The following is a 22,442-nucleotide window of genomic DNA, read 5'->3' on the forward strand; positions in this document are numbered from 1 at the left end:
CACAGCACCTGTTTGCCGTTCACAAGCCGACTTTGCCGTCCCTTGGGATTCGGGCCGTGTAAGTTCATCGGTGTCGGGCGGCGGGGATTGCCGAGGATGACGATCCGAAATCCCCGTACGTTGCCCAAGAGAATTCTCGTACCATCCCGCACCACTTGCACTTCGAACTCTCAAGGAGTCGGAATGAGCCTCAAGAAGCTCGCCCCGCTGCCCCCCAAGCCCAAGAAGCAGCTGCCCCCGCCGCCGCCGAAGCCCAAGAAGCGCGCGCCGAAGCCGGCTCCGAAGCCGATCCCCGGCCAGGACAACTGAGTCAGCTGTAAAAAGGACCGACGGTTCGCCGTCGGTCCTTTTTCACTCCTGCAATTCAAGTAATTCCGCGTCGGACGGTGGAGGTGGTGTGAAATGCGCGTAAAGGAGAGTGAGGGCGCAGAATACGAGTACGAAGTCGACGACTCGGAATACGAGGACGAGGACGACGAGTACACGCCCACCATCCCCGCCCGTGTCGCGTTCCGCCGCTTCTGGCCGCTGACCGCGGGCCTGCGCAAGTGGCTGATGATCGTCTGGGTGTGCACGGTGATCGCCGCGCTCGCCGAGACCGAGGCCATCCTGCTCTTCAGCGACCTCACCGACCACGCCCTGCAGAAGGGCTCGCTGAGCGCCTTCTGGAGCCCGGCCGGGAAATGGCTGGCGATCGCGATCGTCGGCGCGATCGTCACGTACGCCGGCAACTCCCTCGCCGCCTGGGCCACCGAACGCTTCGTCATGCGGCTGCGCGAACACGTCTTCGACCACGTCCAGCAGCTGCCCCCGCACTTCTTCCAGCGCCACCGCCAGGGCGACCTGCTCTCCCGCCTGACCAGCGATGTCGACGCCATCGAGACCATGGTCGTCTCCGGACTCGTCGGGGCCGCGTCCGCCCTGTTCAGCGCGGTCTTCTACGCGGCCGCCGCCTTCTGGCTGCGCTGGGACCTGGCCGCCGCCACCTTCGTCCTCGCCCCCCTGTTCTGGCTGGCCGCCCGCCGCTTCTCCGGCTCCATCAAGGACGTGTCCCGGGCAGGCCGGGTCGCCGACGGCGCGATCACCTCCGTCGTCGAGGAGTCCCTCGGCAACATCGTGCTCACCCAGGCGTACGACCGCCGCGACGCCGAACGCCGCCGGCTGAACGAGGAGGCCGGCGCCTGGTTCCGCGCCTCCGTCCGCTCCACCCGCCTGAACGAGGCCTACGAACAGCTCGTCGCGGTCATCGAGACCGTCTGCGTCCTCGCGGTGATCGGCATCGGCGCCTGGGAGATCTCCACCGGCCGCATGACCCTCGGCCAGCTCCTCGCCTTCTCCGCCTTCCTCGGCTACCTCTACCCGCCGGTGCGCGGCCTCGCCCAGCTCGGCCTCACCATCACCGCCGCCACGGCCGGCGCGGAACGGCTGATCGAGATCCTCGACGTGCGTCCCTCGGTCACCGACCCCCGCCGCGGCACCGACTCCGGCCGCCCCGACGGCGCCATCGAGGTCCGCGAGGTCGGCTTCCGCTACCCCGGCGCCGACAAGACCGCCCTGGAGGGCCTCTCCTTCGCCGTCAGCCCCGGCGAACTCGTGATCATCACCGGGCCCAGCGGCGCCGGCAAGTCCACCGTCTCCAAGATGCTGCTGCGCTTCTACGACCCCGACAGCGGCGAGGTCCTCCTCGACGGCGTCCCCCTCCGCGACTTCCCGCTGGCCCGCCTGCGCGAGTACATCACCCTGCTGCCCCAGGAGACGCTCGTCCTGCACGACACCGTCCGCGCCAACATCGCCTGCGGCCGCCCCGGCGCCAGCGACCAGGCCATCGAGGACGCCGCGAAGGCCGCCGACGCGCACGACTTCATCATGAAGCTCCCCGACGGCTACGACACCAGGGTCGACCCCAACTCGGCCCGGCTGTCCGGCGGTCAGCTCCAGCGCCTGGCCATCGCCCGCGCGATCCTGCGCGACGCCCCCGTCCTCGTCCTCGACGAACCGACCACCGGCCTGGACGCCATGGCCGCACGCCGGGTCGTCAAACCACTGCGCCGCCTGATGACCGGCCGGACGACCATCATGATCACCCACGACCTCAACCTCGCCCCCGACGCCGACCGCATCCTCGTCGTCGACGGCGGCCGTATCGTCGAGACCGGCCGCCACGACGAACTCCTCGCCCGCGGCGGCGCCTACTCCCGCCTCCACCGCTCCCAGAACAACGCGATCATGGACACCGGCGAACTGCGCCTGCCGCTGTTCGTGCAACAGGGCGGCCCGGCACCGGCACCCGCGGCAGAGGCCGTGGGCGTGGGAGTGGGGGCACCCCAGGGCGACGGGTACGCCTACCAGCAGCCGTACGGGAACATGTACGACTACAACGTGTACGCGGCCGCAGGGCTATGGCCCCAACCCATGTACGAGCCCCACATACAGCCCGCCTACGGGGCCGACGTGCCCACCACACTCCCCGACGGCCGCCCCCTGTTCCGCGACGAGGAGCCCTGGCCCGGCATCTGAACCGCCCCCGGACGGCTCAAGAGGCGGTTTCGTCAGGGGTCGTCACCGAACTCGGCCCGGTGACCCAGCTGCCGTACCGCTCCCGGATGATCGCGTCGACCTGGCGTTCACACCAGCGTTCCCCCTGCCACCAGCCCGCCATACCGGAGAGCACAGGCGGCACCCACTCGCGGACCAGCGAGCGGAGGCGGGCCTCCTCGTCCTCGTCCCAGGCGAACGGGTTCCGGCCCGGGTCGAGTTCGTCCCAGCCCTGCATGCCCCGGTAGGTGACGGGGGGTACACGGTTCTCGGGGAAGGGCAACGTGTCACGGTTGTACGTCAGCGCCGGCCACTCTTCCTGTCCACTGTGATCGCCCCACCAGTCTCCGCTCGAAGACTCCCGGGGCGCGAACGGATTTCGGGAAGAGCGGTTCTCGTCAAGGGCGTACACGCAGGACGGTCCGGGGCATCCGGCGCCCGGACGGACAGCGAGTCCGGTGAGTGCCCGTCACATGAGCCTTGTTACACACCTATTGCACAAGGGATCTTCAGGAATCCTCCATCCTCTTCGTAGGCTGCGTACGCCAATGGGCTCGGCCGGGGGCGACCCGCCGGGCCCCTCGCGATCCCAGGGGGGATTCACATGCGTATACGCGTCGCGGCCACCGTTCTGTCCGGTGCGGTCGCACTGTCCGCGCTCGCTGTCCCGGTGGCCGCCCAGGCGGCGTCGACCCCGAGCGCGAAGGCGCGGCTCAGCTCCTTCTCCGCGCACACCGCGTCCGCCGCGCACGCCGCGAACTCCGCGCAGACCGTCCGGCCGAAGACCGGAATCGGGAGCATCGCCTTCTCCAAGGGCGTCGTCAACGGCGGCAAGGACATCGTCCTCGGCACCACCACGAAGAAGTCCGTCACCGCGACCTACACCGCCACCAGCTCCAGTGGTGTCGCGGTCACGGAGGCCTTCCTCTGGCAGGGCACCGACCCCTCCAGCACGGACACCATCACCGGCGCCCTGGGCACCGACGACGACCCGGTCTGCACCGAGTCGACCACCCAGACCGGCGTCTACAGCTGCAAGGCCGTCTTCAACATCGACGCGGCCGCCGACATGCCGGGCAACGGCGCCGCCGGCACCTGGAAGCTCGCCATCGGCGGCTACGACCTCTCCGCGAACGCCAGCTTCGACGACAACATCGGCACCGGCAAGATCAAGAAGGCCTCCAAGCTGACCGTCGACGCCACCCCCGAGCCGGTGAAGAAGGGCAAGACCATCACCGTCACCGGCAAGCTGACGCGCGCCGACTGGAACACCGGCAAGTACTCCGGCTACGCGTCGCAGAAGGTGCAGCTGCAGTACCGCAAGAAGAGCAGCACCACCTACACCACCCTCAAGACCATCACCGCCGGCACCGGCGGCGCCCTCAAGACCACGGTCAAGGCCACGGCCGACGGGTACTACCGCTACTCGTTCGCGACCAACGCCACCACCGGTGCCTCGACGGCGACCGGCGACTACGTCGACGTGAAGTAGCTTCCGGCCACCACCTGAAGATTCGTTTCACTGCCGTTCGGCCCCGCCCCGCGCCCGGGGCGGGGCCGAATGTGTCGTCCAGTGGGGAACCGGTAGCCGATGCGTATCCGAATCAGCGCCTACGAGGGGCCGCTCACCGTGCGGTTCGAGCCTTCGGGCATGGAGTACGAACTCTCCTCGGGAGACCACCTCGACGTCCTGTTCCCGCCCGCGCCCGATGACCAGGTCGCCGGCCATGTCGAGTACGTGCCGGGCGCGGTGACCGTGTTCTCCTCCTCGGACGTACCGGGGTTCACCCGGGCCTGGAACGCGAACGGCGAGGAGGTCACCACCTGACGGTGGTCGGCGGGCCGCACATCTCACCATCCAGGACAGTTCCATAAGGGGTTCACGCGCCTGTCGAAGTCCATTACCCTGGACTAAGAAGTCCATCGTAATGAACAGCTACCCTCCTGGACCGCCCGTGACCGCCCCCAGCACCTCACAGCCGACGTCGACGTCCACGCCCGCCGACCCCGGTGTCCCGGGACGGCTCGGCTCGTTCGGTCCCGTCGGCCTGGTGCTGGCCGGCGGGATCTCCGTGCAGTTCGGTGCCGCCCTCGCGGTGACCCTGATGCCCAGGGCGGGCGCCCTCGGCGTGGTGACCCTGCGGCTGTTCGCCGCCGCCGTGGTCCTGCTCGTCGTCTGCCGGCCCCGGCTGCGCGGCCACTCCCGCACCGACTGGGGCACGGTGATCGTCTTCGGCATCACCATGGGCGCGATGAACGGTCTCTTCTACGAGGCCGTCGACCGCATCCCGCTGGGCACCGCCGTCACCCTGGAGGTCCTCGGCCCGCTGGCCCTCTCCGTGGTGGCCTCCCGGCGCCTCATCAACCTGCTCTGGGCAGGACTGGCGCTGGCCGGCGTCTTCCTCCTCGGCGGCGGGGGATTCGGCGACCTCGACCCCATAGGTGTCGTCCTCGCCCTGGGGGCCGGCGCCATGTGGGCCACCTACATCATCTTCAGCGCCCGTACGGGCCGGCGCTTCCCGCAGGCCGACGGTCTCGCACTGGCCATGGCGGTCGCGGCACTGCTCTTCCTCCCGCTGGGCATCGCCGAGGCCGGCACCAAGCTGCTGAACCCGACCACCCTCGCCCTCGGCTCCTCGGTCGCGGTCCTCTCCTCCGTCCTGCCCTACACCCTCGAACTGCTCGCCCTGCGGCGGCTGCCCGCCCACACCTTCGCCGTCCTGATGAGCCTGGAACCGGCCATCGCCGCCACCGCCGGCTTCCTCATCCTCGACCAGGCACTGACCGCCACCGAGGCGGCCGCCATCGCCCTCGTCATCGCGGCGAGCATCGGCGCGGTCCGCTCCCAGGTGGGCCGCGGCCGGCGCCCGGCGACCGGCCCGCGGGCGGAGCCGGTACCGGTGATCGGCGCCCAGCCGGAGCAGGTGGCCGGGGTGCGGCCGGAGCCGGTGACGAGCTCTCAGCCGGAGGGGAACGGCAGCGCGTCCTGATAGCCGTTGGACGGCCGCTGGATCTTCTTCGTGGTCCGGGCGTCCAGCGCGACCGGCGCGGACTTCGTGCCCAGCTTCCCGCCCGGATGCCAGTTCCCGGTGACGGACACCCAGGTGTTGGCGGGCGGGATGCTGTCGCTGTAGATCCGGACCTTCACGGACTGCGCGTCGGCCGCGCAGCAGGAGATGATGATCCGCGTCAGGTCCCAGCTCCCGCCCCCGGCGACCGGCGTGACCAGACCGCTCATCTGCACCGTGCGCCCCTTGATGGCGAGCGTGCGGTCCTGCTGCACCCGGGTGGTGAAGTCCGTGAGCGTGATGGGCAGCGGCGAGGTCTTCGGCAGCGGATCGAAGTCGTCCTGCTCCGCCACCACCTTGGCGGGCTGCCGGGAGGCGGTGTACGCGCCGAGCGCCGGCGGGGCGTAGAAGAGCAGGCTCAGCGCCGGGAGCAGCAGTAGCCAGGCGACGCGGGGGACGGCGGAGTGGTCATGGCCGGCATGTGCGTCCGGCCCATGGTGCTGCCCGGCCTCAGGGTGTGGTCCGGAACCGTGTGCGTGGCCCCCATGTGCCTGGCCCCCATGTGCCTGGCCCCCATGCCTCCCGTGCCCCTTTCTCCCCTCCCGTGTCGCCGCCTCCGCGATGCCCAGCACCAGCAGCACCAGCCCGGACACGACCAGCAGCGGGCGCATCCCGGGCTTGACGTAGCGCAGGCACAGGTCGGTGAAGAGCGAGGCGTGCAGCAGACCCAGGCCGCAGAGGACCAGCAGGGTCACCTGGAGCGGACGTCTCACAGCAGCACCCCTCCGACCAGCACACTGCACAGGACCGCGACGACCGTGGTGGCGGCCGAGAAGCGGGCCGCGAAGGCCCGGCCGAACGTGCCCGCCTGCAACGCGATCAGCTTGAGGTCGACCATGGGTCCGACCACCATGAACGCCAGCCGGGCGGTGGGCGAGAAACCGGTCAGCGAGGACGCCACGAACGCGTCCGCCTCCGAACACACCGCCAGGATGATCGCCAGCGCGGCCAGGAACAGCACCGACAGCCAGGGCGAACCGGCGAAGGTGTCCAGCACCGAACGCGGTACCGCCACATTGAAGGTGGCCGCGGCCATGGCGCCGACCACCAGGAACCCGCCCGCCTGGAGGAAGTCGTGCTGGAAGGCGTGCCGGAACTCCGTCCAGCGGTGCCGTCCCGGCTGGTGCCCGGTGTGCCGCGCCGCCGGCCGCAGCCACTCCTCCCGGCCCAGCCAGAGCCACAGCCAGCCCATCACGGCGGCGGTGACCAGCGAGGCGAGCAGCCGGGCCAGCACCATCAGGGGCGTGCCGGGGAAGGCGATGGCGGTGGCGGTCAGCACGACCGGGTTGATGGCGGGCGCGGAGAGCAGGAACGCGAACGCGGCGGCCGGGGTGACCCCGCGCCCGATCAGGCTGTTCGCCACCGGCACCGACGCGCACTCGCACCCCGGCAGCACCACCCCGGCCATCCCCGCGACCGGCACCGCCAGCGCGGGCCGTCTGGGCAGCATCCGGGTGAACACCCGCTCCGGCACGAACGCGTTGATCGCCCCCGACAGCGCCGTACCCAGCAGCAGGAACGGCGTCGCCTGCACGATCACGGCGAGACACACCGTCTGCCAGGCCTGCAGCGCGGCCTTGCTCACGCCCTGGCCGAGCAGGAAGAGCGCGGTACCGGGGACGACGGCGGCGGCCACGAGGAGCAGCGGCCAGAAACGGGGGAGTTCACGCACCGGCGCGTCCTCGGCCCCCGGGTGACCGGCCGCCGGGTGACCGGCCGACGCGGGGTCTACGACGAGCGTCGCCTCCGCCCCCACGGCGAGTTCATCTGCCCTCCGCACGTCCCGCACGCCTCACACATCACTCCATCGCCGGATGTTCGCATCGAACATAGGGCATGGGCACACCTGTGGGGCGCCGGGCAGCCCCAGGGGAATCCCCTGCTTCGGGCTGCGTACGGCAAATTCATGCAAGCGTGCTTGATTGTTTCTGGTGCCGCTGCCATGCTCCTCCCCATGTCCGATCCGACGCCCGTCATCGACGACCTGCGTGAGGAGAGCGCGGAACTCGACCGGCTGGTGGCCGAGTTGGGAGCCGAACAGTGGGCTCTCGACACCCCCGCGCCCCGCTGGACCGTCGCTCACCAGATCGCCCACCTCGCCTGGACCGACCACTCCTCGCTGCTCGCCGTCACCGACCAGGACGCCTTCGCCCGCGAGGTCGAGAAGGCGCTGACCGCGCCCGGGGACTTCGTGGACAACGGGGCGGAGGACGGGGCCGCAAAGCCCCCCGCCCGGCTGCTGGCGGACTGGCGGGCCGGGCGCGAAGCCCTGGCCGAGGCGCTGCGCGCGGCGCCCGCGCGGGCGCGTTTCCCCTGGTACGGCCCCCCTATGTCGGTCGCCTCCATGGCCACCGCCCGGTTGATGGAGACCTGGGCGCACGGCCTGGACATCGCGGACGCGCTGGGGGTGACCCGCACCCCCACCGACCGGCTCCGGCACATCGCCCGCCTCGGCGTCCGCACCCGCGACTTCGCCTTCGGCGTGCACGGACTGCCCGTGCCGTTCGAGGAGTTCCGCGTCGAACTGACCGCCCCGTCCGGCGTGCTGTGGACGTACGGTCCCGAGGACGCCGACGACCGGGTCACCGGCCCCGCCCTGGACTTCTGCCTGCTGGTCACCCAGCGCGCCCACCGCGCCGACCTCGCCCTCGAAGCCGCCGGCCCGGACGCCGACCGCTGGCTGGACATCGCCCAGGCCTTCGCGGGCCCGCCGGGACCCGGCCGCACCCCGAAGGGCGGCGCCCTGTGACCCTGCGCATAGGCAACGCCTCCGGCTTCTACGGCGACCGCTTCGACGCGCTGCGCGAGATGCTCACCGGAGGCGAACTCGACGTCCTCACCGGCGACTACCTCGCCGAGCTGACCATGCTCATCCTGGGCCGCGACCGCCTCAAGGACCCCGGCGCCGGATACGCCCGCACCTTCCTGCGCCAGCTGGAGGACTGCCTGGGCCTCGCCCACGAGCGGGGCGTGCGGATCGTCACCAACGCCGGCGGGCTCAACCCGGCCGGACTAGCCGACGCCGTACGGAAGCTGGCCGACCGGCTCGGCATCCCGGTGCGCGTCGCCCATGTGGAGGGCGACGACCTCACCGCCGCCCACATGGGCAGCCTCGCCGCCCACGCCTACCTCGGCGGTTTCGGGATCGCCGAGTGCCTGCGGGCCGGCGCCGACATCGTGGTCACCGGCCGGGTCACCGACGCGGCCCTGGTCACCGGCCCCGCCGCCGCCCACTTCGGCTGGCGGCCGGGGGAGTACGACCGGCTCGCGGGCGCCGTCGTCGCGGGCCACGTCCTGGAGTGCGGCACCCAGGCCACCGGCGGCAACTACGCGTTCTTCGCCGCCGCGCGGGCCGCCGGCCGGGACCTCGGCCGCCCCGGCTTCCCGCTCGCCGAACTCCACGAGGACGGCAGCTGCGTCCTCACCAAGCACCCCGGCACCGGCGGCCTCGTCGACGTCGGCACGGTGACCGCCCAGCTCCTCTACGAGACCGGCGGCGCCCGCTACGCCGGACCCGACGTCACCGCCCGCCTCGACACCGTGCGGCTGAGCCAGGACGGCCCCGACCGGGTGCGGATCGAGGGCGTACGGGGCGAGGCCCCGCCCCCGACCCTCAAGGTCGGCCGCAACCGGCTCGGCGGCTTCCGCAACGAGGTCGTCTTCGTCCTCACCGGCCTCGACATCGAGGCGAAGGCGGCCCTCGTACAGGAACAGATGGGCGACGCGCTCGCGCACGCCGAGCAGGCGCCGTCGGAGATCCGCTGGGACCTCGTCCGCACCGACCGCCCCGACGCCGACACCGAGGAGACGGCCAGCGCGCTGCTCCGGCTCGTCGTACGGGACCGCGACCAGGAGGCCGTCGGCCGGGCGCTCAGCGGAGCCGCCGTGGAACTGGCACTCGCCAGCTACCCCGGCTTCCATGTGCTCGCCCCACCGGGAAAGGGCGCGCCCTATGGGGTCTTCGAGGATGTGTACGTCCCCCAGGAGGAGGTGCCCCATATGGCCGTCCTCCATGACGGGCGACGGATCCCTGTGCCGCCGGCCCAGGACACCCTCGTACTCCAGGACCTGCCCGCACCACCCCTGCCCGAGCCGCTTCCCGCGGGTCCCACCCGGCGGGCGCCCCTGGGGCTCGTCGCCGGGGCCCGCAGCGGTGACAAGGGCGGGAACGCCAACGTCGGCGTCTGGGTGCGCTCGGACGAGGCCTGGCGCTGGCTGGCGCACACCCTGACCGTCGACACCTTCCGCGCCCTCCTCCCGGAGAGCCGGGAGCTGACCGTCACCCGCCACTTCCTCCCCGGCCTGCGCGCCCTCAACTTCACCGTCGAAGGCATCCTCGGCCAGGGGGTGGCCGCCCAGCACCGCTTCGACCCCCAGGCCAAGGCCCTCGGCGAATGGCTCCGCTCCCGCCACCTGGACATCCCGGAGGCCCTGCTGTGACGGTCATCGAGACCACGCTCGACACCCGCACCCCCGACTACCGGGCGAACCGCGACGCCATGCTCGCCAAGCTCACCGAGCTGGAGGCCGAGCACGCCAAGGCCCTCGCGGGCGGCGGCGAGAAATATGTGACACGGCACCGGGCGCGCGGCAAGCTCCTGGCCCGCGAGCGCATCGAACTCCTCCTCGACCCCGACACCCCCTTCCTGGAGCTGTCCCCGCTGGCCGCCTGGGGCAGCGAATACGCCGTCGGCGCCTCGCTCGTCACCGGCATCGGGACCGTCGAGGGCGTCGAGTGCCTGATCACCGCCAACGACCCGACCGTGCGCGGCGGCGCCAGCAACCCCTGGTCGCTGAAGAAGGCACTGCGCGCCAACGACATCGCCCTCGCCAACCGGCTGCCCTGCATCAGCCTGGTCGAGTCCGGCGGCGCCGACCTGCCCTCCCAGAAGGAGATCTTCATCCCGGGCGGCGCCATCTTCCGCGACCTGACCCGCCTCTCGGCCGCCGGAATCCCCACCATCGCCGTCGTCTTCGGCAATTCCACGGCCGGCGGCGCCTACATCCCCGGTATGTCCGACCACGTGATCATGGTCAAGGAACGCGCCAAGGTCTTCCTCGGCGGACCGCCCCTGGTGAAGATGGCCACCGGCGAGGAGAGCGACGACGAGTCACTGGGCGGCGCCGAGATGCACGCGCGCGTGTCGGGCCTCGCCGACTACTTCGCCCTCGACGAACCGGACGCGCTGCGCCAGGCCCGCCGGGTGGTCGCCCGCCTCAACCACCGCAAGGCGTACGCGGACCCGGCCCCGGCCGAACCGCCCAAGTACGACCCGGAGGAACTCCTGGGCATCGTCCCCGGCGACCTCAAGATCCCCTTCGACCCGCGCGAGGTGATCGCCCGGCTCGTCGACGCCTCCGACTTCGACGAGTTCAAGCCCCTGTACGGCAGCAGCCTCGCCACCGGCTGGGCCTCGCTGCACGGCTACCCGGTCGGCATCCTGGCGAACGCGCAAGGCGTCCTCTTCTCCGCCGAGTCCCAGAAGGCCGCCCAGTTCATCCAGCTCGCCAACCAGCGCGACATCCCCCTCCTCTTCCTCCACAACACCACCGGCTACATGGTCGGCAAGGAGTACGAACAGGGCGGCATCATCAAGCACGGCGCGATGATGATCAACGCGGTCAGCAACAGCCGCGTCCCGCACATCTCCGTCCTCATGGGCGCCTCCTACGGCGCCGGCCACTACGGCATGTGCGGCCGCGCCTACGACCCCCGCTTCCTGTTCGCCTGGCCCAGCGCCAAGTCGGCCGTCATGGGCCCGCAGCAGCTCGCCGGCGTCCTCTCGATCGTCGCCCGCCAGTCCGCCGCCGCCAAGGGCCAGCCCTACGACGACGACGCCGACGCGGCCCTGCGCGCCATGGTCGAGCAGCAGATCGAGTCCGAGTCGCTGCCGATGTTCCTGTCCGGGCGGCTGTACGACGACGGCGTCATCGACCCGCGCGACACCCGCACCGTCCTCGGCCTTGCCCTGTCGGCCCTCCACACCGCCCCCTACGAGGGCGCGCGGGGCGGCTTCGGCGTCTTCCGGATGTGAGGGACCACGTGACCACGTCGACCACGTCGATTTCGACCCTGCTCGTCGCCAACCGCGGCGAGATCGCCTGCCGCGTCTTCCGCACCTGCGCCGACCTCGGCATCAGGACCGTCGCCGTGCACTCCGACGCCGACGCGAACGCCCGCCACGCCCGCGTGGCCGACACCGCCGTACGGCTGCCCGGCGCCACACCCGCCGACACCTACCTGCGCGCCGACCTGGTGGTGAAGGCCGCCGTGAGCGCCGGCGCGGACGCCGTGCACCCCGGATACGGCTTCCTCTCCGAGAACGCCGACTTCGCCCGCGCCGTCCTCGACGCCGGCCTGGTCTGGATCGGACCGCCCCCGGAAGCGATCGAGGCGATGGCGTCCAAGACGCGCGCCAAGGAACTGATGGGCATCGCACCCCTCGGCGACGTCACCGAGTCCGACCTGCCGGTCCTGGTGAAGGCGGCCGCCGGCGGCGGCGGGCGCGGCATGCGCGTCGTGCGCCGTCTCGACGAGCTGAGCGCCGCCCTGGAGGGCGCGCGCGCCGAGGCCACCAGCGCCTTCGGCGACGGCGAGGTCTTCGTCGAGCCCTACCTCGAACGCGGCCGCCACGTCGAGGTGCAGATCCTCGCCGACACCCACGGCACCGTCTGGCCGCTCGGCACCCGCGACTGCTCACTCCAGCGCAGGCACCAGAAGGTGATCGAGGAAGCACCCGCGCCCGCACTCCCCGAAGGCCTGGTGAAGGAGCTGTACGCGCTGGCCGTGCGCGCCGCGCGCTCCGTCGCGTACGTCGGCGCGGGCACCGTCGAGTTCCTCGTCGCCGACGGCCGGGCCCACTTCCTGGAGATGAACACCCGCCTCCAGGTGGAACACCCCGTCACCGAGGCCGTGTCCGGCGTCGACCTGGTCGCGGAACAGATCCGCGTCGCCGAAGGCCACCCCCTCCCCCTCGACCCGCCCCCCGCCCGCGGCCACGCCATCGAGGCCCGCCTCTACGCCGAGGACCCCGCCCGCGACTGGGCCCCCCAGACCGGCACCCTGCACCGCCTCGCCGTACCGGACAGCGTCCGCCTCGACACCGGCTACACCGACGGCGACGAGATCGGCGTCCACTACGACGCGATGCTCGCCAAAGTCGTCGCGCACGCCCCCACCCGCGCCGAAGCGCTGCGCAAGCTGGCGCACGCCCTTGAGAACACCACTCTGCACGGCCCCACCACCAACCGCGATCTCCTCGTCGGCTCCCTGCGCCACGAGGAGTTCACCGCGGCCCGCATGGACACCGGCTTCTACGACCGCCACCTCACCGAGCTGACGGCACCCGCCCCCGACCCGCACGCCCCCCTCGCCGCCGCCCTCGCCGACGCCCACGGCCGCTCCCGCTTCGGCGGCTGGCGCAACCTCCCCTCCCAGCCCCAGACCAAGCGCTACCTGATGGCCGGCGAGGAACACGAGGTCCGCTACCGCCACACCCGCGAAGGCCTCACGGCGGACGGCGTACGCGTCGTGCATGCCGGCGCGCGTCTGGTCGTACTCGACATCGACGGCGTCCACCGCAAGTTCGAGGTGGCGCGCTACGGCGACGACCGGATCCACGTCAACAACCACACCCTCACCGCCCTGCCCCGCTTCCCCGATGCCAAGGCTCAGCTGGCACCGGGGTCCTTGCTGGCACCGATGCCGGGAACGGTCGTACGGGTGGCGGAAGGCCTGGAGGTGGGGTCGGAAGTGGAAGCCGGCCAGCCCCTCCTCTGGCTGGAGGCGATGAAGATGCAGCACCGGATCACGGCACCGACGACGGGAACACTGACCGAGCTGCGAGTGGCCGTAGGACAACAGGTGGAGCCCGGCTCTCTATTGGCGGTAGTACAAGCGCCCCTTTAGGGGCGCGGGGCTGCATCGAATTTGCGGCTACCGCCGCGCGAGCGCGAGCAACCACACACAACCCGCACCCAAGGGAGCCACCATGTCCCCCCAAATCGAAGCCGACGAACACAAGGCACTCCGCGCAGCGGTAGCCACCCTCGGCGCCAAATACGGCCGCGAATACATCACCCGCACCATCGCCGAGGGCCGCCCCCCGACCGAACTCTGGCAAGAGGCGGGCAAGCTCGGCTACCTCGGCGTCAACCTCCCGGAGGAACACGGCGGCGGAGGCGGCGGCATCACCGAACTCTCCATCGTCCTCGAAGAACTCGGCGCCGCAGGCTCCCCGCTCCTCATGCTCGTCGTCTCACCCGCCATCTGCGGCACCGTGATCTCCCGGTTCGGCACCGAGGACCAGAAACGCACCTGGCTCCCCGGCCTCGCCGACGGCTCCCTCCTCATGGCCTTCGGCATCACCGAACCCGACGCCGGCTCCAACTCCCACCGCATCACCACCACGGCCCGCAAGGACGGCGCCGACTGGCTGCTCACCGGCCGCAAGGTCTTCATCTCCGGCGTCGACATGGCCGACGCCGTCCTGATCGTCGGCCGCACCGAGGACGCCCGCACCGGACGCCTCAAGCCCTGCCTGTTCATCGTCCCCACGGACGCGGAGGGCTTCCAGAAGCACCCGATCGACATGGAACTCAACGCCGCCGAGAAGCAGTTCGAACTGGTCCTCGACGACGTACGGCTCCCCGCGGACGCCCTCGTCGGCGACGAGGACGCCGGCCTGCTGCAACTGTTCGCCGGACTCAACCCGGAACGCATCATGACGGCCGCGTTCGCGATCGGCATGGGCCGCTACGCCCTGTCCAAAGCGATCGAGTACGCCCGCGACCGCACCGTCTGGAAGACCCCCATCGGCGCCCACCAGGCCATCGCCCACCCCCTCGCCCAGGCACACATCGACCTCGAACTCGCCCGCCTGATGATGCAGAAGGCAGCACACCTGTACGACGCCGGAGACGACATCGGCGCAGGTGAGGCCGCCAACATGGCCAAGTACGCGGCGGGGGAGGCGTGCGTCAGGGCCGTCGACCAGGCCGTGCACACCCTCGGCGGCAACGGCCTCACCCGGGAATTCGGCCTCGCCTCGTTGATAACGGCCGCGCGCGTGGCTCGTATTGCTCCGGTGAGCAGGGAGATGATTCTCAACTACGTCTCCCACCAGACCCTGGGCCTGCCCAAGTCGTACTAGGCAGCCGCGCCCGCCTTGGAGGAACCGTGTTCCGCAGCGAGTACGCAGACGTTCCGCCCGTAGAACTCCCCATCCACGAGGCCGTACTGGGCCGGGCCGCCGAGTTCGGCGACACGCCCGCCCTCATCGACGGCACCGACGGCACCACCCTCACCTACGCGCAACTGGACCGGTTCCACCGGCGGATCGCGGCCGCGCTCGCCGACGCGGGCATCCGCAAGGGCGACGTCCTCGCCCTGCACAGCCCGAACACGGTCGCCTTCCCGACGGCGTTCTACGCGGCCACGCGCGCGGGGGCCTCCGTCACCACCGTGCACCCGCTCGCCACGCCCGAGGAGTTCGCCAAACAGCTGAAGGACTCCGCGGCCCGCTGGATCATCACCGTCTCACCCCTCCTGGAGTCCGCCCGCCGGGCCGCCGAACTCGCCGGCGGCATAGCGGAGATCTTCGTCTGCGACAGCGCACCCGGACACCGCTCACTCATCGACATGCTCGCCGGTGACGCCCCCGAACCGCAGGTCGACATCGACCCCGTCGAGGACGTCGCCGCACTGCCGTACTCCTCCGGCACCACCGGCGTCCCCAAGGGCGTGATGCTCACCCACCGGCAGATCGCCACCAACCTCGCCCAGCTGGACGTCTGCGTCCCCTCCGGCCCCGGCGACCGCATCCTCGCCGTCCTGCCGTTCTTCCACATCTACGGCCTCACCGCGCTGATGAACGCGCCCCTGCGCAAGGGCGCCACCGTCGTCGTCCTGCCCCGCTTCGAGCTGGAGACCTTCCTCAAGGCCATCCAGACCCACCGCATCACCGGCCTGTGGGTCGCCCCGCCGATCGTCCTCGCCCTCGCCAAGCACCCGCTCGTCGAGCAGTACGACCTGTCCTCCCTCAAGTACGTCATGAGCGCCGCCGCCCCCCTGGACGCCCAGCTCGCCACGGCCGGCGGACAGCGCCTGGGCCTGCCGCCCGTCGCCCAGGGCTACGGCATGACCGAACTCTCCCCCGGCACCCACATCGTCCCCCTCGACGCCCTCGGCACCGCACCGCCCGGCACCGTCGGCAAGCTCATCGCCGGCACCGAGATGCGGATCGTGTCGCTCGACGACCCGCACAAGGACGTCGGCATCGGCGAACCCGGCGAGATCGCCATCCGCGGCCCCCAGGTCATGAAGGGCTACCTCGGCAAACCCGAGGCCACCGCCGACATGATCGACCCCGACGGCTGGCTGCACACCGGCGACGTCGGCCACGTCGACGCCGACGGCTGGCTCTACGTCGTCGACCGCGTCAAGGAACTCATCAAGTACAAGGGCTTCCAGGTGGCCCCCGCCGAACTCGAGGCCCTCCTGCTCACCCACCCCGGCATCGCCGACGCCGCCGTCATCGGCGCCTACAACGAGGACGGCAACGAGATCCCGCACGCCTTCGTCGTCCGCCGGCCCACCACCGACGACACCCCCGAACTCACCGAGAACGAGACCATGCTCTACGTCGCCGAACGCGTCGCGCCCTACAAGCGCGTCCGCAAGGTCAGCTTCATCGCCGGGGTGCCCCGCGCGGCCTCCGGGAAGATACTCCGCCGCGAACTACGCGCCCTCGCCAAGGCCGGGCAACCCGAGGAGGGCCCATGACGTCGATCGGACAGACACACACGCGTGCCGTCACCACCCTCAGCCTCGACTCCACCACCACCCGCAACGCCCTGTCCGCCGCCCTCGTCACCGAACTCGCCGAGGCCCTCACCGACTGCGCCAAGGACCCCCACGTCCGCGCGATCGTCCTCACCCACACCGGCACCACGTTCTGCGCCGGAGCCGACCTGCGCGACCCGCCCCACCCCGACGCCCTCGTCGAACTCCTCCGCCAGATCGTCGAACTGCCCAAACCGGTCCTCGCCCGCGTCACCGGCCACGTCCGCGCGGGCGGCCTCGGCCTGCTCGCCGCCTGCGACATCGCCGCGGCCTCCACCGACTCCACCTTCGCCTTCACAGAGGTCAGAATCGGCGTCGCCCCCGCGGTCATCTCGCTGCCCCTCCTCCCCCGCACCGACCCCCGCGCCCTCGCCCGCCACTACCTCACCGGCGAACGCTTCGAGTCGGCGGAAGCCGTCCGGTTGGGCCTGCTCACCACCACCGCGGACGACGTCGACACCGCCCTCGCCCCCATCCTCGACGGCCTCCGCCGCTCCGCCCCCCAGGCCCTGGCCGAGACGAAACAGCTGCTCACGGCTAGGGTGCTGGAGACATTCGACCGGGACGCGGCCCACCTCACCGCCCTCTCGGCCCGGCTGTTCTCCTCCGACCAGGCCCGCGAGGGGATGACGGCCTTCCTCGAACGACGGGATGCGGCGTGGGTGGTGTGAGCACGACGGAACGTGCCCCGAAGCAGGACCGCAGCCGGGCCACCCGGCAACGGCTCCTGGAAGCCGCCGTGGCCTGCCTCGCCGAACACGGCTGGGCAGGCTCCACGGTCGCCGTCGTCGCCGAACGCGCCGGCGTCTCCCGCGGCGCCGCCCAGCACCACTTCCCGACCCGCGAGGACCTCTTCACAGCAGCCGTCGAATACGTCGCCGAAGAACGCTCCACCGCCATCCGGGCCCTCTTCCCCCAAGGCACCACCGGCGACCGCGGAGCCGTCGTCTCCGCCCTCGTCGACCTCTTCACCGGCCCCCTCTTCCGCGCCGCCCTCCACCTCTGGGTGGCCGCCTCCGACGAAGACCAGCTCCGCTCGCGCGTCACCGAACTCGAAGCCCGCGTCGGCCGCGAAACCCACCGCATCGCCGTCGACCTCCTGGGCGCCGACGAATCCCGCCCCGGCACCCGCGAAACCGTCCAGGGCCTCCTGGACATGGCCAGAGGCCTGGGCCTGGCCAACCTGCTCACGGACGACAGGGCGAGACGGGAGCGGGTCGTGGCGCAATGGGCGGCACTGCTGGACGAGATCCTCGGCTGAAGCGCCCCTCAGGGGCGCGGGGAACTGCGCGACCAGCTCCCACCCACCCGCACCCGCCCACACACCCGCACAGGCAACTCAGTGGGCGATATCCACAAACCCCTCGATGTCCTGAGGCTTCCGCACCCCAGGCCCCACATACCGCGCCGACGGCCGCACCAACCGCCCCGTCCGCTTCTGCTCAAGAATGTGCGCCGACCACCCAGCCGTCCTCGCACACGTGAACATCGACGTGAACATGTGCGCCGGCACCTCCGCGAAGTCCAGCATGATCGCCGCCCAGAACTCCACATTCGTGGCCAGCACCCGATCCGGCCGCCGATTGTGCAACTCCTCCAGCGCCGCCTTCTCCAACGCCTCCGCGATCTCGAACCGCGGCGCCCCCAGCTCCCGCGCCGTCCGCCGCAGCACCCGCGCCCGCGGATCCTCGGCCCGGTACACCCGGTGCCCGAACCCCATCAGCCGCTCACCCCGGTCCAGCGCCTTCCTGACATACCCGGCCGCGTCCCCGGTCCGCTCGATCTCCTCGATCATCCCGAGCACCCGGGAGGGCGCACCACCGTGCAGCGGCCCCGACATCGCACCCACGGCACCGGACAGCGCGGCGGCGACATCCGCACCGGTGGAGGCGATGACACGCGCGGTGAACGTGGACGCGTTCATGCCGTGCTCGGCGGCGGACGTCCAGTACGCGTCCACGGCGGCCACATGCTTCGGATCCGGCTCACCCCGCCACCGGATCATGAACCGCTCCACCACCGAGTGCGCCTTGTCGATCTCCCGCTGCGGCACCATCGCCAGCCCCTGCCCGCGCGCGGACTGGGCGACGTACGACAACGCCATGACGGCGGCCCGCGCCAGGTCCTCCCGGGCCTGCGCCGCGTCGATGTCGAGCAGCGGCTTCAGCCCCCACACGGGGGCGAGCATGGCGAGCGCCGACTGCACATCGACGCGGATGTCACCCGAATGGACGGGGATCGGGAACGGCTCGGCCGGCGGCAGACCGGGATTGAAGGCCCCGTCGACGAGCAGCCCCCACACGTTCCCGAACGACACGTGCCCGACCAGATCCTCGATGTCGACGCCCCGGTACCGCAGGGCGCCCCCCTCCTTGTCCGGTTCGGCGATCTCCGTCTCGAACGCGATGACTCCTTCGAGCCCGGGTACGAAGTCGGACATGGGGCGGCTCCTCATGAGGTGTAGGCGGAGGCAACTGCACCATAACCCCGAGTGCCAGAGTTGGGGAGCCCAGCGGCACTCAGTGCCACCACAGGTCTGCGTCACATGTACCCCGGACCCATATGTGCATACGGCAAGATGACCGCGTGACCGACCGCGACGCCGCCGCCTCCGACGACCCCGTCCTCGACCCCGCCGCGATGCGCAAGCACTACCGGGCCGAGGGCTTCGAAGAGCACGACCTGGCAGCTCACCCCATGGACCAGTTCACCCACTGGTTCCACCAGGCCGCACGGGCCGCCGCCGACGGCATGATCTACGAACCCAACGCGATGGTCGTCTCCACCGCCGACGCCGAGGGCCGCCCCAGCTCCCGCACGGTCCTGATGAAGCAGTACGACACCCAGGGCTTCGTCTTCTACACCAACTACGACTCCCGCAAGGCCCAGGACCTCGCCGCGAACCCGTACGTCTCGCTGCTCTTCCCGTGGCACGCCATCGCCCGCCAGGTCGTCGTCACCGGCACCGCCCGCCGTACCGGCCGCGACGAGACCGCCGCCTACTTCCGCACCCGCCCGCACGGCTCCCAGCTCGGCGCCTGGGCCAGCACCCAGTCCTCGGTCATCTACTCCCGCGCCGAACTCGACGCCTCCTACGCCGAGCTGACCGCCCGCTACCCCGAGGGCGAACAGGTCCCGGTCCCTCCGCACTGGGGCGGCTTCCGCATCGCCCCCCAGACCGTCGAGTTCTGGCAGGGCCGCCAGAACCGCCTCCACGACCGCCTCCGCTACGTCGCCGACCCCGACGGAACCTGGCACGTGGAACGCCTCAGCCCCTGAGCCCCACGCTCCCCACAGACGCAGACGACCCGCGAGCTCAGGTCCCTCCGCCTTACGACGGAGAAGCCGGCCGGACGCACCGGCGAGCTCGCGGGTCGGGTGACTGCTTGGGATTGGGCCGGCTGCACGCGTCTGTCACGTGCTGGTCCGGCACCGCACTCGGTGTGGTGACGGGCCGCTAGCCCGCAGCCACCTCACGCGTCCGGTATTCATACATCTGCCGAACCACCTCCCTTCTCGTGTGCCCCACACACTAAGAAGCCGCCGGGACAGTCTCAACTCTTTTTTCGTTAGCGTTCGGCGCATGACAAAACGGCAGGTGATTCTCAGTGGGTCGGTGTTCGAGGAGGAGATCGGGTATGCGCGGGCGGTGGTGGACGGGGAGTGGGTGCATGTGTCGGGGACGACGGGGTTCGACTATGCGGAGATGACGATTTCCGAGGATGTGGTGGAGCAGGCGGAGCAGTGTCTGCGGAACATCGGGGCGGCGCTGGCGGAGGCGAGGTGCGGGTTCAGGGATGTGGTGCGGGTGCGGTACCTGCTGCCGGTGCGGGAGGACTTCGAGCCGTGCTGGCCGGTGCTGCGGCGGGTGTTCGGGGATGTGCGGCCGGCGGCGACGATGATGGTGTGCGGGCTGGCCGATCCCCGGATGAAGATCGAGATCGAGGTGTACGCGCGGCGGTCGGGAGGGGATGGGCGTGAGTGATTTCCGGGTGGTCCTCGTGGGCGGCGACGGGGGCGGCGACGGGGGCGGGGCGCTGGAGCAGTGGCGGTATGTGCACAACGTCGTCGTGCCGCCTGCGGCGATGACCTTCGAGGAGGCTCGGGAGCGGCTGGCGCGGGGGTATCGGCTGGAGAACGCGTACGACGGGGACGTGCTGGTGGGGTGTGCCACGGTGCGGCCGGTGGTCGACGGGGTGGTGACGGTGATCGTGCGGGTGCTGCCGGGGTATCGGGGGCGTGGGTTCGGTACGGCCTTGTACGAGCATGTGGTCGGGTACGCGTGCGTGCCGGGGGTCGAGGCCGTCGAGACGTGTGTGCTGGGGGTCAACGAGGACGGGCTGCGGTTCGCGCGGCGGTACGGGTTCGCCGAGGTGGAGCGGTATGTGCTCGACGGGGAGAGCGACGAGTGGGTGGATCTGCGGCTCGTGCTGTGAGCGTCGGCGGGGTGCGGCTTGCAACGATTCCTTCAATCTTGCGGGAACACAGTGTGGGCTGCGTCACGTTCGAGTTGAATGAAGGGCAGTGAGTGAACCGACGCGCCGTGCGTGCGGACGCAGCCTGATGGGGGTCCAGGTGAGTGCTTCCCGGCGTAGTGGGACCACGGACGAGCTGGGGCCCGGCGAGCCCGAGCCGGAACCGGAGCGGGACGCCCCGGACGACTCGGGTGGCTCCGACCTGCTCGCCGCGCTGCTCGACGGCATGGACGCGGCCCTGTGCGCCTTCGACGCGGACGGTGTCGTCACCCATTGGAACCGTGAGGCCGAGCGGATCCTGGGCTGGACGGCGGCCGAGGCGGTGGGCCGGCACGGGTTCGCCGGGTGGGCGGTGCGCGCGGCGGACGCCGACGAGGTGGAGGGCCGGCTGCTGTCGGCCATGCATGCCCCGGGTCGTCAGGTGCACGAGTTCGCGCTGCTCACGAAGGACGGCGGGCGGGTCCTCGTACGGACGCAGTCGGCGGCGGTGCGTGGTCCGGACGGGAAGCCGGCGGGTGTGTACTGCGCGTTCAGCGAGGTGCACGCGCAGATAGACCTGGAGCGGTCGATCGCGCTGAGCGAGGCGTTGTTCGAGGACGCGGCGTGGGGTGTCGTCCTGGTGGACGCCGATCTGCGGCCGGCCGTGGTGAACGCCCATGCGGCGCGGGCGCTCGGGATCGGGCGTACGTCGGCGCTGGGGCGGCCGCTGGGCGAGTTGCTCGCGCTGGGTGTGGAGGATCTGGAGAGCGCGCTCACGCATGTGCTGGCCGAGGGCGCGCCGCCCGCGCCGGCGGAGATGTGGGTGAGTGTGCGGACGGCGGAGGGCGAGCAGCGGCGCTGCTGGCGGTCCGGGTTCCTGCGGCTGGCGTCGCCGCTCGCGGAGGAGCCGGTGCCGCTCGGGGTCGGCTGGCTGTTCCAGGACGTCACGGAGGCCAAGCAGAGCGAGCAGGAGGCGGCGATGCTGCGCTTCCGTGCCAACCAGCTGCACCGTGCTGCGCGCGCGGCCGCCGAGTGCGAGGACCCCGCGGAGGCGGCCACCGTCCATCTGGACTTCGCGCTGGCCGGGTTCGCCGATCATGCGGTGGTGGACCGGGTGGTGGGCGGTGCGCGGGGTGACGGGGACGTGGGGCCGGTGCGGCTGGTGCGGATCGCGGCCACGCCGGCGGGGACGCCGGGGCCGAGTCTGCTGACGGGCGCGGCGGGGCTGCCGGTGCGGTACGAGGACGGGCACCCGGCGCTGCAGTGCGTGGAGCGGGCCGGGAGTGTGCGGGCGGACGCGGGTTCGGTGCCGCCGGACCGGGCGCGGGCGTGGGCGCTGGACCGGCAGTGGCCGGGTGACGCGGTGCACGCGTTGTGCGCGGTGCTGCGCAGCCGGGGGCGGACGCTGGGCGTGGTGACGTTCCTGCGCGGGTCGGGCCGCAGCCGTTTCGAGCGCCCGGACGCGACGTACGCCGAGGACGTGGCGGTACGGATCGCCACGGCGCTGGACCTGGCGGGGCTCCTGAGGGAGCGGTGACGAGG

Annotated in this window: 21 protein-coding genes; 17 read left to right on the forward strand and 4 right to left on the reverse strand. The window is 71.4% G+C overall.

Translation table 11 applies throughout. From position 1 onward, the window contains the following. The first annotated feature begins 183 nt into the window (after positions 1 to 183). Together ACIPSJ_RS28990 and ACIPSJ_RS28995 are read left to right on the forward strand one after the other, a co-directional pair. Entirely contained in the window at positions 184 to 309 is a 126-nt protein-coding gene (locus tag ACIPSJ_RS28990) for a hypothetical protein (protein WP_359207286.1), read from the forward strand. Between the two features lie 93 nt (positions 310 to 402). Beyond that, positions 403 to 2,517: an ABC transporter ATP-binding protein gene (locus ACIPSJ_RS28995; protein ID WP_401350484.1), complete on the forward strand. Its 2,115-nt coding sequence runs from the start codon at positions 403 to 405 to the stop codon at positions 2,515 to 2,517. A gap of 16 nt (positions 2,518 to 2,533) precedes the next feature. Here the strand turns inward: ACIPSJ_RS28995 and ACIPSJ_RS29000 are convergent, their stop codons facing one another. After that, positions 2,534 to 2,818, reverse strand: a complete 285-nt coding sequence (locus tag ACIPSJ_RS29000) for a hypothetical protein (RefSeq protein WP_401350486.1) — start codon at positions 2,816 to 2,818, stop codon at positions 2,534 to 2,536. 321 nt (positions 2,819 to 3,139) lie between these two features. Between ACIPSJ_RS29000 and ACIPSJ_RS29005 the strand changes: the two genes are divergently transcribed. From ACIPSJ_RS29005 to ACIPSJ_RS29015, 3 genes are all read left to right on the forward strand, one after another. Further along, positions 3,140 to 4,027: a hypothetical protein gene (locus ACIPSJ_RS29005; RefSeq protein WP_359207277.1), complete on the forward strand. Its 888-nt coding sequence runs from the start codon at positions 3,140 to 3,142 to the stop codon at positions 4,025 to 4,027. Between the two features lie 99 nt (positions 4,028 to 4,126). Next, positions 4,127 to 4,363 carry a hypothetical protein gene (locus tag ACIPSJ_RS29010; RefSeq protein WP_401350488.1) on the forward strand — a complete coding sequence of 79 codons (237 nt, stop codon included), beginning with the start codon at positions 4,127 to 4,129 and terminating at the stop codon, positions 4,361 to 4,363. Between the two features lie 127 nt (positions 4,364 to 4,490). Next, a complete protein-coding gene (locus ACIPSJ_RS29015) occupies positions 4,491 to 5,525 on the forward strand; it encodes an EamA family transporter (protein ID WP_401350491.1) in 1,035 nt (344 codons plus the stop codon). Here ACIPSJ_RS29015 and ACIPSJ_RS29020 read toward each other — a convergent pair. Further along, entirely contained in the window at positions 5,495 to 6,316 is an 822-nt protein-coding gene (locus ACIPSJ_RS29020) for a TIGR03943 family putative permease subunit (protein WP_401350494.1), read from the reverse strand. The genes ACIPSJ_RS29015 and ACIPSJ_RS29020 overlap by 31 nt on opposite strands. Continuing rightward, positions 6,313 to 7,275: a permease gene (locus ACIPSJ_RS29025; RefSeq protein WP_401350958.1), complete on the reverse strand. Its 963-nt coding sequence runs from the start codon at positions 7,273 to 7,275 to the stop codon at positions 6,313 to 6,315. Before ACIPSJ_RS29025 ends, ACIPSJ_RS29020 begins: the two co-directional genes overlap by 4 nt. Before the next feature lie 282 nt (positions 7,276 to 7,557). On the opposite strand from ACIPSJ_RS29025, the gene ACIPSJ_RS29030 reads away from it, so the two are divergent. The 8 genes from ACIPSJ_RS29030 to ACIPSJ_RS29065 all read left to right on the forward strand — a co-directional run bounded on the left by ACIPSJ_RS29030 (position 7,558) and on the right by ACIPSJ_RS29065 (position 17,707). Next, positions 7,558 to 8,352, forward strand: a complete 795-nt coding sequence (locus ACIPSJ_RS29030; RefSeq protein ID WP_359207266.1) for a TIGR03084 family metal-binding protein — start codon at positions 7,558 to 7,560, stop codon at positions 8,350 to 8,352. Beyond that, positions 8,349 to 10,043 (forward strand): acyclic terpene utilization AtuA family protein, encoded by a 1,695-nt coding sequence (locus ACIPSJ_RS29035; protein ID WP_401350496.1) that lies wholly within the window; start codon positions 8,349 to 8,351, stop codon positions 10,041 to 10,043. Before ACIPSJ_RS29030 ends, ACIPSJ_RS29035 begins: the two co-directional genes overlap by 4 nt. Then, positions 10,040 to 11,638: an acyl-CoA carboxylase subunit beta gene (locus tag ACIPSJ_RS29040; protein WP_401350498.1), complete on the forward strand. Its 1,599-nt coding sequence runs from the start codon at positions 10,040 to 10,042 to the stop codon at positions 11,636 to 11,638. Before ACIPSJ_RS29035 ends, ACIPSJ_RS29040 begins: the two co-directional genes overlap by 4 nt. Positions 11,639 to 11,646: 8 nt before the next feature. After that, a complete protein-coding gene (locus ACIPSJ_RS29045; RefSeq protein WP_401350499.1) occupies positions 11,647 to 13,512 on the forward strand; it encodes an acetyl/propionyl/methylcrotonyl-CoA carboxylase subunit alpha in 1,866 nt (621 codons plus the stop codon). An 82-nt stretch (positions 13,513 to 13,594) separates the two neighbouring features. Continuing rightward, on the forward strand, positions 13,595 to 14,755 hold the full coding sequence (locus tag ACIPSJ_RS29050; protein WP_401350502.1) for an acyl-CoA dehydrogenase family protein: 1,161 nt from the start codon (positions 13,595 to 13,597) through the stop codon (positions 14,753 to 14,755). 26 nt (positions 14,756 to 14,781) lie between these two features. Then, positions 14,782 to 16,386, forward strand: a complete 1,605-nt coding sequence (locus tag ACIPSJ_RS29055) for a 4-coumarate--CoA ligase family protein (RefSeq protein WP_401350504.1) — start codon at positions 14,782 to 14,784, stop codon at positions 16,384 to 16,386. Further along, entirely contained in the window at positions 16,383 to 17,117 is a 735-nt protein-coding gene (locus ACIPSJ_RS29060) for an enoyl-CoA hydratase family protein (RefSeq protein WP_401350506.1), read from the forward strand. The genes ACIPSJ_RS29055 and ACIPSJ_RS29060 overlap by 4 nt, the downstream gene beginning before the upstream one ends. Beyond that, positions 17,105 to 17,707, forward strand: a complete 603-nt coding sequence (locus ACIPSJ_RS29065) for a TetR/AcrR family transcriptional regulator (protein ID WP_401350508.1) — start codon at positions 17,105 to 17,107, stop codon at positions 17,705 to 17,707. Before ACIPSJ_RS29060 ends, ACIPSJ_RS29065 begins: the two co-directional genes overlap by 13 nt. A 78-nt stretch (positions 17,708 to 17,785) precedes the next feature. Here ACIPSJ_RS29065 and ACIPSJ_RS29070 read toward each other — a convergent pair whose 3' ends face one another. Next, entirely contained in the window at positions 17,786 to 18,886 is a 1,101-nt protein-coding gene (locus tag ACIPSJ_RS29070) for a citrate synthase 2 (protein ID WP_359207242.1), read from the reverse strand. A gap of 122 nt (positions 18,887 to 19,008) precedes the next feature. Between ACIPSJ_RS29070 and pdxH the strand changes: the two genes are divergently transcribed. The 4 genes from pdxH (at position 19,009) to ACIPSJ_RS29090 (ending at position 22,437) form a co-directional block, all read left to right on the forward strand. After that, positions 19,009 to 19,725, forward strand: coding sequence for a pyridoxamine 5'-phosphate oxidase (gene pdxH / locus ACIPSJ_RS29075; RefSeq protein ID WP_355708903.1), 717 nt, complete (start codon positions 19,009 to 19,011; stop codon positions 19,723 to 19,725). A gap of 304 nt (positions 19,726 to 20,029) precedes the next feature. Further along, a complete protein-coding gene (locus tag ACIPSJ_RS29080) occupies positions 20,030 to 20,431 on the forward strand; it encodes a RidA family protein (RefSeq protein WP_365688489.1) in 402 nt (133 codons plus the stop codon). Further along, positions 20,418 to 20,882, forward strand: a complete 465-nt coding sequence (locus ACIPSJ_RS29085; RefSeq protein WP_401350510.1) for a GNAT family N-acetyltransferase — start codon at positions 20,418 to 20,420, stop codon at positions 20,880 to 20,882. Before ACIPSJ_RS29080 ends, ACIPSJ_RS29085 begins: the two co-directional genes overlap by 14 nt. 139 nt (positions 20,883 to 21,021) lie before the next feature. Then, entirely contained in the window at positions 21,022 to 22,437 is a 1,416-nt protein-coding gene (locus ACIPSJ_RS29090; RefSeq protein WP_359207232.1) for a PAS domain-containing protein, read from the forward strand. The last annotated feature ends 5 nt before the right edge of the window (positions 22,438 to 22,442 follow it).

It is taken from the genome of Streptomyces sp. NPDC090088 (genome assembly GCF_044747345.1).
GTDB lineage: Bacteria > Actinomycetota > Actinomycetes > Streptomycetales > Streptomycetaceae > Streptomyces.